Raw genomic sequence first — 16184 nt, forward strand, 5'->3', positions numbered from 1 at the left:
GAGTGGTGGACTACGTGGTGCGGTGGTTCAGGAGGGCCAGTAAGGCGAGGGCGGCCCCCGCCGCGGCCAGGGACGAGGTGTCGCCGCCGAGCGTGAGCAGGCCGGCGAAGAGGGCGGTCGGACCGAGTTCCATCGCGGTGTTCAGCACGCCACCCGCCAGGCCGGTCTGCTGCCGCGGTACGCCTTCGGTGGCGAGCACGGCGGCTCCCGCGAAGGCGGACGCGGCGCCGGCCGGCAGCAGCACCAGGCCCGGCAGCAGTCCGTACGCGTACCAGAGGTGCGCGTCGAGCCCGGTGCAGGCGAGGAGGGCGAGCCCGGCCGCGCCCGTGCCCAGCCCGGCGGTCGTGACGGCTCCGGCCCCGTACCGGCTGATGAGCGGTCCTGCCGCGCGGCCCGAGGCGATCAGTGCGACGGCGAACGGCACGAAGGCGGCCGAGGTCTGCAGCGGTGACCAGTCGCGGGCCTGTTGCAGGTGAAGCGAGAGCACCACGAAGGTCATCGCGGTTCCGCAGGCACTCAGCGCGATGGCCGCAAGGGCGAGGGCACGCCGCCGGTCGAGCAGGAAACGGGGCGGCAGCAGGGGGTCGCGGGCCCGGCGCTCGGTGTGCCAGAACGAGGCCAGCAGCGCGATCCCGCCGAGCAGCGGCGCGAGCACGCCGGCCGACGACCAGGGGCGGGAGTCGGTGATGACGAGCCCGTAACTGGTCAGAGCGATTCCGGCGGTGGCGAGCAGGGCGCCCGGCAGGTCGAGGGCCCTACCCCGGTCCGGCGCGGTACCCGGCAGCAGCCGGGGCGTGAGGGCGAGGGCTGCGATCGCCACCGCGAGCGGTACCGCGAAGGTCCAACGCCACGACAGCAGCGCCGAGATGACGCCGGAGAGCAGGTTGCCGGCAGTCGCGCCGAGCACGGACAACCCGCCCCAGGTGGCCATCGCCCTGCCGTACGCGGTGGGGGAGGGGGAGACGGCGCGCAGCACGGCCAGGGCGGCCGGCGCGGCGAGGGCCGCGCCCGCGCCCTGTGCGAAGCGCGCCGCGAGCAGGAGTGCGAAGCCGGGGGCGAGCGGGGCGGCCGCCGAGGCGGCGGCGAAGAGGACGAGGCCCGCGGTGAGGGCACGCCGCCCGCCGTAGCGGTCGGCGAGCCGTCCGCCGAGGAGCAGCAGCCCGGCGAAGGTCAGTCCGTAGGCGGCGCTGAGCAGGATCAGGTCGGCGCGCTCAAGGCCGAGTTCGCGAGCGATGCGGGGCAGCGGTACGGCGATCGCGGCGAGCGTGAAGATCAGCGTGGTCTGGATGCTGCCGAGGAGGACGAATGCGCGTCGGTGCTGCATGGCGGTGACGCGGTCGGTGCCCGTGGCGGTCATGCTTCCCCCCGATATTTGACCGATCGGTTCATTATTTGGGTACGCGGAAGTGGACCCGGTGACTGCGCTGAGCGCGGGTCAGTCCAGCAGGGCCAGCGCCTGTTCGACCGCGTCCCGCACCCGGGCGGGATCGTTCGACGCCTTGCCGACGACGCGTACGCCCTGCAGCAGGACGAGCAGCATGCGGGCCAGCGCGCGCGGATCGCGGTCCCCGGGAAGCTCGCCCTGGGCCTGGGCCCGTACGAGCGCGGAGTGCAGCGGGGTCTCGACGTGCTCCCAGCTGATCTCGACCCGGCGGGCCGCCGCAGGGTCGTGGGGTGCCAGTTCGGCCGCGGTATTGGTGACGAAACAGCCGTTCAACCGCCCTTGCGGGGAGGCGGCTTCCATGGCGGCGCGGCGCACCATCGCCCGCACCGCGGGCAGTGCGGGGCCCGGCTGGGACAGCTCGGCCAGGAGGAGCGGGTCGCGCGTCTCGGTGTACCGGTCCATGGCCTTCAGGTACAGCTCATGCTTGTTGCCGAAGGTCGCGTAGATGCTGGCGCGGCCGATGCCGAGGTGCTCGACGAGATCCGCCATCGACGTCGCTTCGTAGCCACGCCGCCAGAACAGCTCGAGGGCCGACTGCAGCGCGGCGTCCGGATCGAATTCCTTGGTCCTGGCCACGTCGAAGACCCTAGTCTTATCTAGACCGGTCGGTCAACAATTATGTGCCGTGGTCGGCTCTGCGAGGGAGGGATCCGTGGGCGCGGCACTGCCGACTCGGGGTCCGGCCTGGGATGCCATTCGGGCGCAGCGCGCGTGCAGGGTGACCAGCGCCTTGGTGGCAGGAGCCTCGGCACATCGGCTGGCACTCACCGGGCGGCTCCCAGGAACGGGCCCTACGGGCCCTCACCGCAGGAACCAGTCGCCTCCGGCTTCGGCACAACTGTCTGACGCGACAGATCATCGGCCCTGGCCACGGCATCTTCGCGGGCCCGGTCAAGGCGACGCTTGGCCAGGGGCAACACCGCGGCTCCTTGGGCGGGGACGGGGCCCGGGCCCGCATCGTCACAGGGTGGGTAGCTCTTGCGGCCCGTTCGCTCGGCCGCCTACGCGACGACATCCATGAAGCCTTCCTCGGCCTCGCCACCTGCCTGATCACCCACCGCCACGTCCAACGACTTCGTTAGGACCTCTTGGACAGCTCCACCACGCCGGAGGTCGTCGCCAAGATCGAGCCCCGCCTGCCTTGGCAACGCTCGTGGTCAATACAACTAGGGCGGGAATGAACGTGCCGGTCGGCGGCGCGACACCGCCGACGAACGCCTCAAATTCGCATGCGACCTTCGCCCGGGCATGCTGGGATCACTCGCTATGAATGTTGATTCCCTCAATGAAGCCGACTTGCTGGACAGGATGGAACGGAACCTGGCGGAACATGCCTGTCACCTGCACCGGAGTATGGCCGGTGCGACCGTCACAGATGCCGGTGACCTCCTGGTCGCGGACAGCGGCCTGGACGACGACACGTTCAACATCATTGCTGCGGCCCGTCTCACCGCCGCCGACACTGCGGCGCGTATCACCGAGACTGCTGGGACACTGGCTCGCACCGGCCGTCGCTTCTCCTGGTGGGTGGGGCCCGCCTCGACACCAGGGGACCTCGCCATCCGCCTGACGGCGGCCGGTCTGCCGCCTTCCGAACGCGAGACGGCGATGTGGGCCGAACTCGACGACACCCTGCCACCGCCTGCCGTCCAGGGACTGGACATCCAGAGGGTGGTCACGCCCGGACAGCTCGCCGACTACGCCATGGTTCTTGCCGCGAACTGGGACCCGCCCGCCGAAACCGTGCGCCGCTTCTTCGCCCAGGCCACCCCGCAGGCACTGGCCGCACAGTGCCCGGCCCAGTACCTGGTCGGCTACGTGGAGAACCGTCCGGTCTGCTCCGCCGAGGTGTTTCACCACGCGGGAGTCGCCGGCATCTACAACATCTCCACTCTGGCCGCCCACCGCCGACGCGGCTACGGCGGCGCCATCACGCTCGCGGCCCTCCGCACGGCCCGCGACCGAGACCACCGCATCGCGGTCCTGCAGGCATCAGCCGACGGCGAGCCCGTCTACCGCCAGCTGGGGTTCCGCTCCTGCGGCCAGTTCACGGAACACGCCATCAACCCGTGAACCGCCGCACCTCAGTGCCCCTCCGCCGCCCTTCCTGAAGGTGCGGGTCACAACCACTCGTTGACAACCCGGGCTGGGGGGATCGGCGTTCCAGCGATACTGGACATCGCTGAGTGCTCCTTGGTTGTCTTTCCGGTATGACGCGACATCTCCGACTGCGCTTATCACTCGCCACGTTGACCGCGTTGGTGCTGCTGGGTGGCCTCGCCTGTGCGGTAGGTGCGCTCACCGACGACACGCACGCCGTCGATGGGGCGAAGGCCTCGGGAGGTGCCACCCGGGTGCAGGGCAGCGCCTCCTCCGCTTCCGGTCTGTCCCAGAAGCTGAGAGCACTCGAGAAGGCCTACGACGGGCGGATCGGTGCGGTGGGTGTCGACCTGGGGGACGGCCGGAGGGTCGCGTACCGCGCCGACGAACGCTTCCCGTTCAACTCCTCGTTCAAGGTGTTCGCGTGCGCCGCGGTGCTGGACGAGGCACGCACCAGCGCCCCGGGGCTGATGGAGCGGGTGGTGCGTTGGAAGCCCGCCGACATGGCCGGGCTGACCGCGAACTCCCCGGAGACCACCGAGTACACCGACACCGGAATGACACCCGCGCAGCTGTGCCGCGCCGGGATCACCAAGTCCGACGGGTTCGCGGGCAACCTGCTCTTGGAGCAGATCGGCGGGCCGCGCGGGTTGACCGCCTTCTTCCGCGCCGTCGGCGACCGGTCGAGCCGCCTGGACCGCCCGGAACCGTGGCTGACCGAGTGGGGGCCCGGCGAAAGCAGGGACACCACCACCCCCGCAGCGGCCGCACGGACCTTCACCGAACTCACCACCGGTGACACCCTTCAGGCCGGTGACCGGGCGCGGTTGGTCGGCTGGCTGAAGGCCAGCGTCACCGGCGCCGACCGGATCAAGGCGGGGCTGCCGAAGGACTGGACGGTCGGAAACAAGACCGGCACCGGTGGCGCGAGCAACTACGGCACCGCCAGCGACCTGGCAATCGTCTGGCCACCCGGATCGGACGCGCCGCTCATTCTGTCGGTGTACACCAACCGCGGCCACGACAACACCGCACACGACGACAAGGTGATCGCATCCACCGCCACCGCGCTGGCTACGGCCCTCGGCAGAGTCTGACCAGCCGTCGGCCTGCGCAGGGCGACAGGCACGCACACCCGAAGCCGCCACGGACAACACCTGACGCCGCTCCAGTCTCTCCGCTTGATGCCTCTTCGTCACTCGATACCGTGACACACGGTAACAGGGACGACGCGTGAAGTTACGATCGCTGCACCAGTGCGACGCGCTAGAGGTGTCGTGGTGTCAGACAGAGCCGATCAGCTGGTCGTCCATCGTCATGGCTCACCTCAAGGAGTGTTCGTGAAGCTTTCCCTCCGTCCTCGCCGTGCCGTTCTGGCGGCAGCGTCCGGCGCCCTCACCGCGCTGGCCGCGGTGGCGCTTCCGGGCCCGGCCCACGCCGAGTCCGTGCGCGGTCCAGAAGTGCGTCAGGCGGTTGCCGGCTCCCTCGCCCCGTGCGGATTCTTCCGGTACAGCGTCCGCGAGTCCCAGTTCGCCGGCTACCGCCACTGTGGGGAGACGACGGTGCTGGTCCACGTCGACGTCAGGGGCGGTGGCAGCACGAACGACTACCACCTCTGCGTCGGCCCCGGCGCCACGCAACTCCCCGGCGCCGGTCCGAACTATCTCAACGCGTACTACATCGGGGGAGCGGGCTGCGCTCTCGGGTCACGTACGGGGCACACGGCCCACTGAGCCGTGGCCGCGGGTTGAACGGGCCGTCCGCACCGCGGCCCGCGCGAGTGTCGGTGACGTTGCTCGACTTGCGGGAGTGCGCCCGAGTACTCGGCGCCGACAGCAGCGTCCACATGCCCTGAACGAAGATCAGGGTCGGGGCGACGCCACTGAGGAAGGTCTCAGGACGCGCGGACGGGGCGTCGTGCGCGCAGGACGAGGGTCGTGCCGCCCGCGACGGCGAGCACCGCGACCCCCGCCATGGCGGAGAGCGCCGGGGCGGAGGTGCCGGTGCTGGCGAGGCTGGGTCGGGTGCCTTCGGCCGCCCGCAGAATCAGCCGGGTGACGTCACCGGGGTTGGTCTCCATGACTGCGTGCGGCGCGTCGACCTCGACGGTGGTGGAGTTGGCGCGCTCGGCCATGAAGCGCAGGTTCTCGGTGCCGATGGTGCGGTCGTCCGTGGGCACCAGGTACCAGGAGGGGATCGACTTCCAGGCCGCCGCCTCGGTCGGCTCCGATCCGGTGACGACCGCCGCAGGGCGCTGGGCTGCGGCCAGGACGTCGGCCTCGCTCGGGTCGAGCCGGTCACTCAGGAACACGTCGCTGAACTTGTCGGGCTTGATGTACAGGTCCACGTCCGTCGGCCCGTCGCCGAGGGGGACTGCGTCCAGGGCGGTGGGCACGGGAGCCTCGGGGTCGTCCGTGAGGCGGCTGCCGGGGTGTTTGGCCGCCAGTTCCAGCGTGGTCTCACCCCTGTCCGGCGCGAAGCCCGCGACGTAGACGAGCGAGGTGATGTTCGGGTTCCCGGCCGCGGCGTTGGTGATCACGGCGCCGCCGTAGGAGTGGCCCACCAGGACGATGGGTCCTTTGATCGACTGGAGCCGGGCCGAGAGGTAGGCGGCGTCGCCCGACAGGCTTCGCAGAGGATTGGCCGTGGCGACGACCGGATAGCCCTGGGACTGCAAGCTCTCGGAGATCTCGTCCCAGCCGGAGGCGTCCGCCCAGGCTCCGTGCACGAGCACGACCGTCGGCTTGGTGCTCGCGTGGGACCCGGTCTGACCGCCGCTCTCGGAGGCCGCGGTGGGCATGGCCGCGAGGAGGACGGTCGCGGGAACGGCCAGCGCGAGGGGGAGGGTGCGCCCGACGCGGGGGTGCTGCGCTATTCGCTTCATGTTCACTTCCGTGTGGAGGGGGTTGCTCGCCGTCGACATTGCGCCCGGGCCGGTCAGGCGCACAGCCGGGAAGGTCCAGGCGAGTGACTCCTCTGGTCACCCGATCGAACGAAGTGAAGAAAGTGGGACATACCAGTAAATTGGATTCCTGGGGCCGCGACCGACCGCGCGTCAACAGCGCCACTCCGGTTCCGGCGGCCGCCTCACCGCGTGGACATCGCCACACGGACACCGCACCGCATCGACAGATCTGAGCGGAGGAACGCCGTGGGAACGGTCACTACACAGGACGGCACCGACCTCTTCTACAAGGATTGGGGACCACGCGACGCCCAGCCGATCGTGTTCCATCACGGCTGGCCCCTGAGCGGCGACGACTGGGACAACCAGATGCTCTACTTCCTGGGGCACGGCTACCGCGTCATCGCGCACGACCGGCGCGGCCACGGGCGTTCCAGTCAGAGCGCGTCCGGCCACGAGATGGACACCTACGCGGCCGACGTAGCGGCGATGACCGACGCGCTCGACCTGCACGAAGCCGTCCACATCGGCCACTCCACCGGAGGTGGCGAAGTCGCGCGGTACGTGGCACGGGCCAAGCCGGGCAGGGTGGCGAAGGCCGTGCTCGTCGGCGCCGTGCCGCCCATCATGGTCAAGTCCGAGGCCAACCCCGGCGGCCTCCCCATCGAGGTCTTCGACGGTTTCCGGGCCTCGCTCGCGGCCAACCGCGCCCAGTTCTACATCGACGTGCCGGCCGGACCGTTCTACGGCTTCAACCGTCCCGGCGCCGAGGTGTCACAGGGCGTGATCGACAACTGGTGGCGGCAGGGCATGCGCGGCGCGGCCAACGCTCACTACCTCTGCATCAAGGCATTCTCCGAGACGGACTTCACCGAGGACCTGAAGCAGATCGACGTACCCGTCCTGGTGGCGCACGGCACCGACGACCAGATCGTCCCGTACGACGACTCGGCACCGCTGTCGGTGAAGCTGCTGCGCAACGGCAGGTTGAAGAGCTACGACGGTTACCCGCACGGAATGCTGACCACGCACCCCGAGGTCCTGAACCCCGACCTCCTCGCGTTCGTCAACGAATAGAGCGGGACGCGCTCCCGGTCACTTCTTCGTTCCGGGGCTTTCGGCAGGCCGCGGTCGCAGAGGTGGCGATGCGGGCGAACACCTCCTGGGTGCCGGTGTGGCGCTACGCGGCGATCGACGTGATCCTTCAGCGCCGCATCGCTCTGGGGGCCGACCTCCACACCTACCCCTCGCCGCAAACCCCCGGGCGTTGCCAAGCTCAAAGACGCCGCTCTTCGGCGAAGACCGGCGTCCCCCCGGCCTGAGCGTCCCCCCGGCCTGAGCGACAAGTGCTGTCGGCTCTCACGTTCAGAACCAGATGGCGCAGGGCCGAGACGATGGTCCGCTGTGCATGTTCCTGAACCGCGACCGTCATCGAGCGGGCTCCCGACACCCCGGGGGCGGAGGTCACTCGTGTCCGCAGCCGTTCCCCGTGGATGTGCGCCTTCAGAGAAGGGAAGGAAACTGACGGGCTTCCGGAGAGGGGGAGGGTGCGGTCTTGAGCCAGATGGACATGTTCCTGGTCGCGCTGGCGTCGGTCTGCGCGGCGTTTCCCGTGCTCGGAGTGCTGTGGTGGGTCCGGGACCGGGCGGATCGGTCGGCGGCAGCGGGGCTGGACACGGTGGGCATCGACCCCTACCACGCGGTGGCCACGGCCCGCAGACCGTCCCACGTGGACAAGGCCGCAGCCGCCTAACTGCTACTCGCCGGCCTCATCAGGATCCGCGACGACGGAATGACGGAGGTCACCGACAGGGCAGAGAAGTCTGCCGCGGCACCCGGGCATCCCGTGCCGGCCGCCCTGCTGGCCACACTGCGACGACAGGACGCACCGTTTCCGCTGAGCCGTCTGCACTGGGAATCCGGCTACAAGCGACAGCGTGACGCCTTCCTGCGGGCCGAGGATCCCAAGGTGCCGCGCTGGTCGCTGCGCACGAGGCACTCACATCCACCCCCTCCTCGACCGCCGCCGCCTGTCCGCGTCCGGCCTCGCCTGTGCACGCGACGCTACGGCGAGGTCAGGCGTGTAGCCGCCGAGCACGGGAACGACGACGTTCTCCGCCAGGCGGACCGCCTCGGCGGTACCTGCGCGGGAGCAGCGACCGCGAGGTGGGACACACCGAGCATCTTGCTCTGGGCTGCCTATTTCGATCACGAAGGGAGCTAGGCCCGTGGCCTTTGGGACACGGGGCAGGCAGCTCACTGCATAGTCCCGTCGCGGTTCTGCTCGCGAAGATCCATCCGAGACGAGGTAGCGCTGTGCCGGCGGAACTGGCAGTTCTCGGAAGGACGGACGCACCGTCGCCGAACACCCTCACTGGACGCCTCCATCACAAGGCTGCTTGCACCACCTCTATGATCGACCGGCCGCAGAACGACGACAGGTGGAGAGCGTGATGCCTGGTCAGGTGACCGCAGTGAGCCGTAACGAGGGGTACTCGTTCAGCAAGCCCAATCGCGATTCCATCAGGCTGCTCGCGGGCCTCGGAGTGGAAGGAGACGTTCACGCAGGTGAGACGATCCGCCACCAGTTCCGCATGACCTACGAGCCGAACCTGCCCAACCTGCGCCAGGTCCACCTGATGCACGAGGAACTCTTCGACGAACTCGCCCTCAAGGGCTTCAAGGTCTCTGCGGGCCAGCTCGGTGAGAACATCACCACGCGCGGGACGGACCTGTTGGGCCTGCCCACCGGCGCCCTGCTCCATCTCGGGGAGCACGCGGTGCTCGAGGTGACCGGACTGCGCAACCCGTGCTCGAAGATCAACGACTTCCGCAAGGGGCTGCTCGGGGAAGTTTTCGCCATGGACCCCTTGTCCGGCGAGTTCACGTTCAAATGTGGCGTCATGGCTGTGGTCCGCAGTGGAGGGACCGTCCGCCCGGAGGACCCCATCCAGGTCGAGCCCCCGCCACCCCCTCACCGCCCGCTGGAACGGGTCTAGGTTCTTGTGCCGCGGTCATCGGCGTGCCCAGATGAGGATGGCGGCGAGGCGGAGTGCGGCCGTCGATCCTGTTCCACATCACATCACTGATCACTCCCGCCCCGTCGCGGAGAGCATGCACATGGCACGGGGCGTCCGCCCCGCCAACAGGAACTGACCCGGGAGGGCTGGCCCGCTCCGCGACCCGCGGGTCGGCCCTCCGCCATTCACGGTCCTCTCCGCCCGCGGCCTGGAGCAGACCCTCCCGATGACCGGCCACGCCCGCGCAGTCGCCTTCGCCGAATGCCGCTGCGCCGTAGGCAGGCTCCGTCGGGGCGCCGGCCTGGCCGCGTCACCTGCGGCACCCTTCCGGCCGGTAGTCAGGGGCGACTTCCGACCGCACCGCCAGCTCACGGCCGGACGCGCTGTCCACCCCCGCCAGCAGCGCCTGATGACCTCTCTCTGATTCGGCTCCCGAGGGTGATCTGCTCACCCCGCCCGCCACACGCGCCGAACCTTCGAGCACCATGAGGGCTGAGCGTTCCCGACGCTCGTGCGACCACCCGGTGACACGGCCAGTACCGAGGGCCCGCCCCGAGCGGTGGGCCCGCCGACTGGACGCTGGTCATGAGGGCCTGGTCACCCGCCCTCTGCGACGGAGACCGGACGGAGGGGATCTCGGGCCAGCGGCAGCCCTCATATGGGTAACACCTGTTACCATGCCGGTATGGCGAAGACACAGCTGGGCGCGCGCGTGGACGAGGACGTCGCGGAACTCGCGAAAAAGCGCGCCGCCGACCTGGGACTGAGTATCGGCGACTACCTCGCCCGGCTGGTACAGGACGACGCCAGCGGCCTGCGCGCCCGCGCGGTCGACGCCGCCGCCCGCTTCCTGGCCGACCACCAGACGATCTTCGACGAAGCCGAAGACATCCAGCACACGCCCCGGGGAGCGCGCGCCGCCTGATGGACCTGCACATCGACGTCCCGTGGATCCTCCAGGTGGCAGAAGCCGCAGGGGTCAACGACCCGGCCCCCGACGACTACGGCGTCCCGGTCTCAGCGGTTGCTCGCCACCGAGCCGAACTCTTCGAGCAGCCCGTCTACGACGGCCCCTACGCCAAGGCCGCCGCCATGGTGCACACACTGGGACGTTGCCGCTGGCTGGAGCGCTCCAACCTGGCCGTCGCCGCCGCCACCGGCGTCATGTACCTCGAGGCCGCCGGGATCACCGTCAAACCAGCCCGTGAGGACGCCATCGCCCTCAAGGACCTGCTCCTGGACCCGGCCTGCACCGCCGGGAAGATCGCCGTCCTGCTGCGTAGCTGGCCCACCGCGACCTGATGCCCGCAGGCCCGGTGCCGCCTCTCGGGGCGCCGGGCGCGGCACCGCCAGCGCAAAGTGGTCTCGTCCTTGTACCGAGGCGCCCGCTCTGGGACGGGGCGTCCGCCGGAGGAACCGTGCAGTTTCACCGTCCTGCCCGGCCATGTCAGCGTCGCGGCCCGGGACCGACGCGTTGCAGCGCTTGGTGGCCGGGTTCAGAACGGCGACTTTCAGCGGGCTCCGGGCGGCCGCCCCGAGGGGGAGCCAGGCCCAGCCGGGGACCAGGATCGTCAGATCCGCAGAACACCGGGCGAGCACCGAGGGGGCAGGGCACACCACACTGGCCGGCTGGAACGCGCCTAAAGGGTGTTGCCGAAGGGGACGAGGGCGGGGCGGCCGCCCGTCTGGCCTCGGCGGCGGCTGATCGACGGCATACGATTCCGGGTCCATACCGGTGTTCCATGGCGGGACGTGCCCGTTGAGTACGGACCGTGGGGCCGGGATCTATGACCTGTTCCGCCGGTGGCAGCGAGTCGGCATGTGGCACAGGATCTTCACGCGGCTCCAGGGCCAGAAGCCCATGTCGGTCGTGCTCACGGCGGGACAGCGCGGCGACTCGCCGCAATTCGAACCCGTGCTGGAGAAGGTCCGCGTGCCTCGCATCGGGCCGGGCCGACCCCGCGTGCGCCCCAGCCGGGTCCGGGCGGACAAGGCATACGCCTCCCGGAAGAACCGCGCCTGCCTGCGCCGCCGGGGAATCCGCTGCACCATCCCGGACAAGACGGACCAAGCACGTAACCGCCAGAAGCTCGGCTCGCGTGGCGGCCGGCCGCCACGTTTTGACGCGGTCGACTACCGCGAGCGCCGCGCGGTCGAGTGCGGAATCAACCGACTCGAGCGTCATCGGGCCGTGGCCACCCGCTACGACAAGCTCGCGGTCCGCTATGAAGCCACTGTCCTCGTAGCAGCCATCAACGAGTGGCTGTGATCAGCACGTGGCGATACCGCGGCGAGGCAGGGACAGGCTGGCGGGGCGAAGCTGGGGCAGTCTTCCTCGAAGACGACGACCGTGGTGTGATCGCGCTGCGTCGTACGGGCGCGCTCAGCGGTGTATTCCGTATTGCGACTGCTCACCCGGTGATGCCTGGTGACACTCGCTCAACGCTGCGGCAGTACGGCAGTCCGTGTAGCGGCTCCCCGGCAAGGAACCGGGTGATCAAGTCGGCGACTTCCGCTGTCCGTTCCAGGATGACCATGTGATCGGCGTCGCGGACCTCCGCGTGCCAACTGTCGGCACACGCCGCCGCCATCTGGCGGCACAGCTCCGGCGTGGTGAACGAGTCGTACTCGCCGGCCACGGTCAGAACCGGCGCACGAGGCGGCTGGCGGGTATCGAGAGCCTGATGGGTGAGCAGGCGCAGGGTGTTGGCACGCATCTGGTGTGCCTCCGCCTCGGAGATGTTGGTGATGCGGCGCAGCAGCAGTCTGCGGATGCGGTCGCCGTCGGGGATATCTGCGAGGCGTTCGGGCGTCATGAGCAGGTCGAGCGTGACGTGCGCGTAAGTCTCCATGTCTCCGGCGGCCAGGTGTTCCAGAGTGCGGCGCATCGCGGCCTGTGCGTGGTCTGGGATGGCGATCATCGTGCCGACCAGGACCATGCGCCCCACCCGGTCCGGATACCTTCGGGCGATCTCGTAGGCGATGGCGCTTCCGTAGGAGCCGGCGAGGACGTTGACCTGACCGGCATCCCATTCATCGAGCATGTGGCAGACCGCGTCGGCGAGGAAGTCGACGCCGTAGGTTTCGGGCAGCAAGTCGGCTGCCCCCCAGCCCGGGGGGTCGACGGTGAACACGTCCATGCTCCCGAGGAACACCTCCTCACAGCGCCCCCAGGACTCCTTGCGCTGGAACGCACCGCCGATAATCAGCACAGGCGGGAATCGAGGGGTGGATGCGCGGATCACACGTGATTCGCAGGAGAAGCCCTGCCAACGATGTGCTCGCACAAGTGGCTCGCCCGGTGGCGGAGCAGTCTCGGCGGGGAGATGCGGCGTCTTGAGCGGCGTGCCGGAGTAGATCACGCACGGTAAACGATCTTCGAGGTCTCGCGTCACGGCGGCACCCCGGACCGTGCTGAGTTTCCGTCAGGTCTCTACATGCCCACAGAACGAGATCAACCAGGAGCAGTCCGTTGCCGGGGGTGGGGCTCTGGTCGCCGCAGGTGAGGGCGGCCTTGACGTACGACGTACGCCGAGAAAGGGCAGGCCTCCTGCAGGAGAGGATTGGGCGAAGCGCGGCACAGCCGGAAAGCGGGCCGGTCTGCCAGTGGTCATGGGTCGATCTTGCGGAGGATGTGATCGCCCACGCAACGCCCCCGGCCCGACGACGGAGCCTATACAGAGCGTTGTGCGTTGGAGACGGCCCGCAGCGCGCGAACACCGAGCGCCCAGGGAACGGGTAAACGCGACTCTATGGCGGGATCAGCAGGCCGTGCTGCTCGGCCCACTGGGCGACGGCCCCGCAAGTGCGCTGAGAGAAGCCGGCGGGGTTGGCATCCCGGCGCGGGTGATGAGGCCGGTCTCGGGATAGCCGTACGCCTGCGGGAGTTCGTCGGAGAGGGCAGCGGTGGCTTGCAGGAGGCCGCGTCCTCGATGGGCAAGGCGGTCCAGGAGGGTGCCGGCGACTGCCGTGGCGTGCGGGTAGGACTGGAGTGTCAGCGGCCGCGGCCGGCCTGTCGCCGGATCGATCCGGTCGACACGGACAGGCACGATGTCCGGCCGACCGAGCTCGAGAACCCGATCCTGGGACGGGTGCGCTGCCATGTCGGTCACCAGGGTGACGCTGGCCTGTGCGAGACCGCTTGCGGCTGCCCGGTCGCGTGCGTGGCAGCCAGGAAGGGCAGTGCGCACAGTAGCGGGTACACGACATCACCGGGCTCCGCGGTGTGGAGGCGGGTCTCCTCGTAGTCGTTTTCATGGATGCGCCCCTTCAGGGACAGGGCAATGGTGGCGCTGCCATCGCGGTGCAGTCCGGCGCGTGCGGCGAATCGGCCTGCGCCTTCTGTGACGATCAGGCGCCGCGGCCCGAAGGTCACCCGCCCGAAGTTGCTGACCTGCCGCCCGAGGCCCCGTCCGGGGCGGTATCGGCCCCTCAATCACGGTTGCAGCGACGGCCTCCGCACAGGTCTCCCTGCCCGGCGGAGCCATGACCGTCGCCCCTGACCACGTGACCCACTGGCTGGCCCCGCTGCCGGTCGAGGCGCTGCACGGCGTCGGTCCCCGATTGGAGGGGGCGTTGTCAGCTGGTGCTTCTCAAGGTTGTCCCGTATGGGGTGTGAGTTATCCGGTGAGGGCCAGGGCGTGTTCCACGCGCGCTCGTGCCCGGCGATGGACGGCGTTCTCTGCTTCCTGTTGTGGGCTGAGGTGGCTCTGGCGTCGTCGTTTGCGGTGCGGGATGAGAGACCAGTGCCTTGGTAGCCGCCGTCGGCGAGGGTCGGGGGGTTCCACGGCAGACCCGGTCGATGTCGGACTCCGTGAAGGCCCGGCAGCCGTTGCGGCTGCAGGGGGAGTCCGATGGCCACGACCAGGCGGCTGTTGGCGTCGATGACGACCTGCAGGGTTGGTCGAGTACCGGTAATTCTTGCTGGACGCGGCGACGCTGCGGTCGGGGGTGGGCACCCGGGTGCCGTCGACAATGTAGACGGTGTCCTTGCGCGGCCGACGCGCGGGCGAGATGGCCAGCAGCGGTGCGAGATGGTCCAGGATGCGGTCGGACGCGGACTTCGAGACCCCGAACAGCGGCGCCACCTGCCGCAATGTGAGGTTCGTGCGCCAGTACGTCGCCACCAGCAACACCCGGCCTTCCAGCAGCAGCCGCCACGGCCGGCCACGCTGAACGTCGCCACCTCGGCGCCGCACCAGTGCCACCAGCCTCGCGAACTGCGCCTCGGTGATCCCTGCAAACGGCCCGATCCACTTCGGATCATCTGCTGAGATCACCCCACCCATGACGAGAACCCGAGCCTTGTCGGCGGGCCGGGGATCTCATGGCGGTGGGGCAACGATCAGAGGCTGCCCCGGTTCGGAGGGCGGCCCGAACCCCCGGAGGGAGCAGCACAGTTCCCGCCTCGAACGGCTCCTCGTCACACTCTCGAAAGGACCGCGGGCGGCGCGTCCCGCGCTGGGAACGGCCCGGGCAGGCCCGGCACGGGCCACCGGCACCGCCCGCCCTGCGGCGTGCGCCGCCGGCGGCCCCACGAAACGGCCGGTGCGTGAGCACCACCCGGCTTGCCCGGGACGGCGCCGAGCCTCGTAGGATCGGCGCCATGATGGCCTTCGTACCGTCGTTCGTCTGCTTCACCCTCTTCTGTGCTGGTGTGGTACGAGACCGCCGCCGAGTGAGCAACGCGGTCCTGCTGGGCCTGTCCGCCGTCTTCGCGGTGCTCGCGCTCTTGCAGCATGTGGCCTCCGAACGGGCCCAACTAGGCCGCGATCTGGCCGTCGTGCTGCTGACCCTGGCGGGCGTGGGGGTCGTCACGCTGGCGTGGTTCCTCATCGCCAACGGGATGACCATGGTTCGCAAGGAGGGCAGGAGCTTGGCGAACCTGCTGTCCCTGGGGGCGGGCATCGCCCTGGTCGCCCTGCTCGCGCTGCTGATCACCGCGCTGGTGCTGCACACGCACACGCTCGTGGTCGTCGCGGCGACGGCGGTGGCACTCGCCGGGTACGTCGCCTTCCTGTTCCTCTGCTTCCTCGTTTACGGAGGCCTGTACGGACGTCTGCGTATCCGGCGCCGGGCGGACTACGTGGTGGTCCTCGGCTCGGGCCTGACCGGCGGTACCACCGTGCCCCCGCTGCTGGCCGGCCGTCTCGACCGGGCCCGGAAGGAACACGCCAGGCTGTCCCGGAAGGGCCGGCGCCCAGTCCTGATCACCTCCGGAGGACAGGGGCCCGACGAGAAGCTGCCTGAGTCCCATGCGATGGCCGACTACCTGGTCACCCGCGGTTTCCCCGCCGACCTGATCGAACGCGAGGACCGCTCGACGACCACGGACGAGAATCTGATGTTCAGCAAAGCCTTGATGGAGCGGGCGAATCCGGACTACCGGTGCGTCATAGTCACCAACAACTACCACGTCTTCCGCGCCGCGATCACCGCCCGCCGCACCGGCGTCCGGGGCCACGTGATCGGGGCCCCGACCGCCGCCTACTTCTGGCCGAGCGCCATGATCCGCGAATTCGTGGCCCTCTTGGTCGTCTACCGCCGTACCAATACCGCACTCTTCCTGCTCGTCCTGCTGAGCGGCCTGTTCATCTGGTGGCTCGGGTGGCCCTCGGCAGGGGCCGTCACCTGAAAGTCGAGATTTCTCAGCGACGCAACCGCCCGACCCCGTGGACATACGCTGGCACTGCCGACTCCGAGAAGCTGGAACACC

General features: G+C 69.6%; 14 protein-coding genes and 2 pseudogenes. 10 read left to right on the plus strand and 6 right to left on the minus strand.

Features of this window, described 5'->3' with window-relative positions; all coding sequences use genetic code 11:
* Positions 1 to 10 precede the first annotated feature (10 nt).
* Positions 11 to 1357 carry an MFS transporter gene (locus ACZ6EG_RS29725; RefSeq protein ID WP_469609099.1) on the minus strand — a complete coding sequence of 449 codons (1347 nt, stop codon included), beginning with the start codon at positions 1355 to 1357 and terminating at the stop codon, positions 11 to 13.
* Between the two features lie 78 nt (positions 1358 to 1435).
* The gene (locus ACZ6EG_RS29730; RefSeq protein ID WP_391971482.1) at positions 1436 to 2020 is read right to left on the minus strand and encodes a TetR/AcrR family transcriptional regulator; all 585 of its coding nucleotides are present in this window, start codon (positions 2018 to 2020) and stop codon (positions 1436 to 1438) included.
* 732 nt (positions 2021 to 2752) lie between these two features.
* On the opposite strand from ACZ6EG_RS29730, the gene ACZ6EG_RS29735 reads away from it, so the two are divergent.
* The 3 genes from ACZ6EG_RS29735 (at position 2753) to ACZ6EG_RS29745 (ending at position 5277) form a co-directional block, all read left to right on the plus strand.
* Complete coding sequence (locus ACZ6EG_RS29735; RefSeq protein ID WP_469609171.1) at positions 2753 to 3517, plus strand: GNAT family N-acetyltransferase; 765 nt, start codon at positions 2753 to 2755, stop codon at positions 3515 to 3517.
* Between the two features lie 137 nt (positions 3518 to 3654).
* Positions 3655 to 4641 carry a class A beta-lactamase gene (gene bla / locus ACZ6EG_RS29740; RefSeq protein ID WP_469609102.1) on the plus strand — a complete coding sequence of 329 codons (987 nt, stop codon included), beginning with the start codon at positions 3655 to 3657 and terminating at the stop codon, positions 4639 to 4641.
* A 243-nt stretch (positions 4642 to 4884) separates the two neighbouring features.
* Complete coding sequence (locus ACZ6EG_RS29745; RefSeq protein WP_391971480.1) at positions 4885 to 5277, plus strand: DUF6355 family natural product biosynthesis protein; 393 nt, start codon at positions 4885 to 4887, stop codon at positions 5275 to 5277.
* Positions 5278 to 5438: 161 nt separating this feature from the next.
* Here ACZ6EG_RS29745 and ACZ6EG_RS29750 read toward each other — a convergent pair whose 3' ends face one another.
* The gene (locus tag ACZ6EG_RS29750) at positions 5439 to 6428 is read right to left on the minus strand and encodes an alpha/beta hydrolase (protein WP_469609105.1); all 990 of its coding nucleotides are present in this window, start codon (positions 6426 to 6428) and stop codon (positions 5439 to 5441) included.
* A gap of 267 nt (positions 6429 to 6695) precedes the next feature.
* On the opposite strand from ACZ6EG_RS29750, the gene ACZ6EG_RS29755 reads away from it, so the two are divergent.
* The 6 genes and pseudogenes from ACZ6EG_RS29755 to ACZ6EG_RS29780 all read left to right on the plus strand — a co-directional run bounded on the left by ACZ6EG_RS29755 (position 6696) and on the right by ACZ6EG_RS29780 (position 11738).
* Positions 6696 to 7526, plus strand: coding sequence for an alpha/beta fold hydrolase (locus ACZ6EG_RS29755; protein WP_469609107.1), 831 nt, complete (start codon positions 6696 to 6698; stop codon positions 7524 to 7526).
* 478 nt (positions 7527 to 8004) lie between these two features.
* Entirely contained in the window at positions 8005 to 8202 is a 198-nt protein-coding gene (locus ACZ6EG_RS29760) for a hypothetical protein (RefSeq protein WP_391971477.1), read from the plus strand.
* Positions 8203 to 8902: 700 nt separating this feature from the next.
* Positions 8903 to 9448 carry an MOSC domain-containing protein gene (locus tag ACZ6EG_RS29765; protein ID WP_469609110.1) on the plus strand — a complete coding sequence of 182 codons (546 nt, stop codon included), beginning with the start codon at positions 8903 to 8905 and terminating at the stop codon, positions 9446 to 9448.
* A 706-nt stretch (positions 9449 to 10154) separates the two neighbouring features.
* Positions 10155 to 10394 (plus strand): hypothetical protein, encoded by a 240-nt coding sequence (locus ACZ6EG_RS29770; RefSeq protein ID WP_391971475.1) that lies wholly within the window; start codon positions 10155 to 10157, stop codon positions 10392 to 10394.
* Complete coding sequence (locus ACZ6EG_RS29775) at positions 10394 to 10771, plus strand: fic family toxin-antitoxin system, toxin component (RefSeq protein ID WP_469609113.1); 378 nt, start codon at positions 10394 to 10396, stop codon at positions 10769 to 10771. The genes ACZ6EG_RS29770 and ACZ6EG_RS29775 overlap by 1 nt, the downstream gene beginning before the upstream one ends.
* Positions 10772 to 11116: 345 nt before the next feature.
* A pseudogene (locus ACZ6EG_RS29780) lies at positions 11117 to 11738 on the plus strand (transposase).
* A 142-nt stretch (positions 11739 to 11880) separates the two neighbouring features.
* Here the strand turns inward: ACZ6EG_RS29780 and ACZ6EG_RS29785 are convergent.
* From ACZ6EG_RS29785 to ACZ6EG_RS29795, 3 genes and pseudogenes are all read right to left on the minus strand, one after another.
* Complete coding sequence (locus ACZ6EG_RS29785; protein ID WP_391971472.1) at positions 11881 to 12831, minus strand: alpha/beta fold hydrolase; 951 nt, start codon at positions 12829 to 12831, stop codon at positions 11881 to 11883.
* A gap of 399 nt (positions 12832 to 13230) precedes the next feature.
* Entirely contained in the window at positions 13231 to 13581 is a 351-nt protein-coding gene (locus ACZ6EG_RS29790; protein ID WP_469609116.1) for a hypothetical protein, read from the minus strand.
* Positions 13582 to 14100: 519 nt separating this feature from the next.
* Positions 14101 to 14757: pseudogene (locus ACZ6EG_RS29795) on the minus strand (transposase); the annotation flags it as partial.
* Between the two features lie 317 nt (positions 14758 to 15074).
* Between ACZ6EG_RS29795 and ACZ6EG_RS29800 the strand changes: the two are divergent.
* Complete coding sequence (locus ACZ6EG_RS29800; protein ID WP_391971471.1) at positions 15075 to 16103, plus strand: YdcF family protein; 1029 nt, start codon at positions 15075 to 15077, stop codon at positions 16101 to 16103.
* Positions 16104 to 16184: the final 81 nt, after the last annotated feature.

It is taken from the genome of Streptomyces sp. NPDC041968 (assembly GCF_055589025.1).

Excerpts from the sequence above, each read along its gene's own strand:
- ACZ6EG_RS29725 (WP_469609099.1), bottom strand. The coding sequence starts at position 1,357 with ATGACCGCCACGGGCACCGACCGCGTCACCGCCATGCAGCACCGACGC.
- ACZ6EG_RS29735 (WP_469609171.1), top strand. The coding sequence starts at position 2,753 with ATGGAACGGAACCTGGCGGAACATGCCTGTCACCTGCACCGGAGTATG.
- bla (WP_469609102.1), top strand. The coding sequence starts at position 3,655 with ATGACGCGACATCTCCGACTGCGCTTATCACTCGCCACGTTGACCGCG.
- ACZ6EG_RS29750 (WP_469609105.1), bottom strand. The coding sequence starts at position 6,428 with ATGAAGCGAATAGCGCAGCACCCCCGCGTCGGGCGCACCCTCCCCCTC.
- ACZ6EG_RS29765 (WP_469609110.1), top strand. The coding sequence starts at position 8,903 with ATGCCTGGTCAGGTGACCGCAGTGAGCCGTAACGAGGGGTACTCGTTC.
- ACZ6EG_RS29770 (WP_391971475.1), top strand. The coding sequence starts at position 10,155 with ATGGCGAAGACACAGCTGGGCGCGCGCGTGGACGAGGACGTCGCGGAA.
- ACZ6EG_RS29775 (WP_469609113.1), top strand. The coding sequence starts at position 10,394 with ATGGACCTGCACATCGACGTCCCGTGGATCCTCCAGGTGGCAGAAGCC.
- ACZ6EG_RS29800 (WP_391971471.1), top strand. The coding sequence starts at position 15,075 with ATGATGGCCTTCGTACCGTCGTTCGTCTGCTTCACCCTCTTCTGTGCT.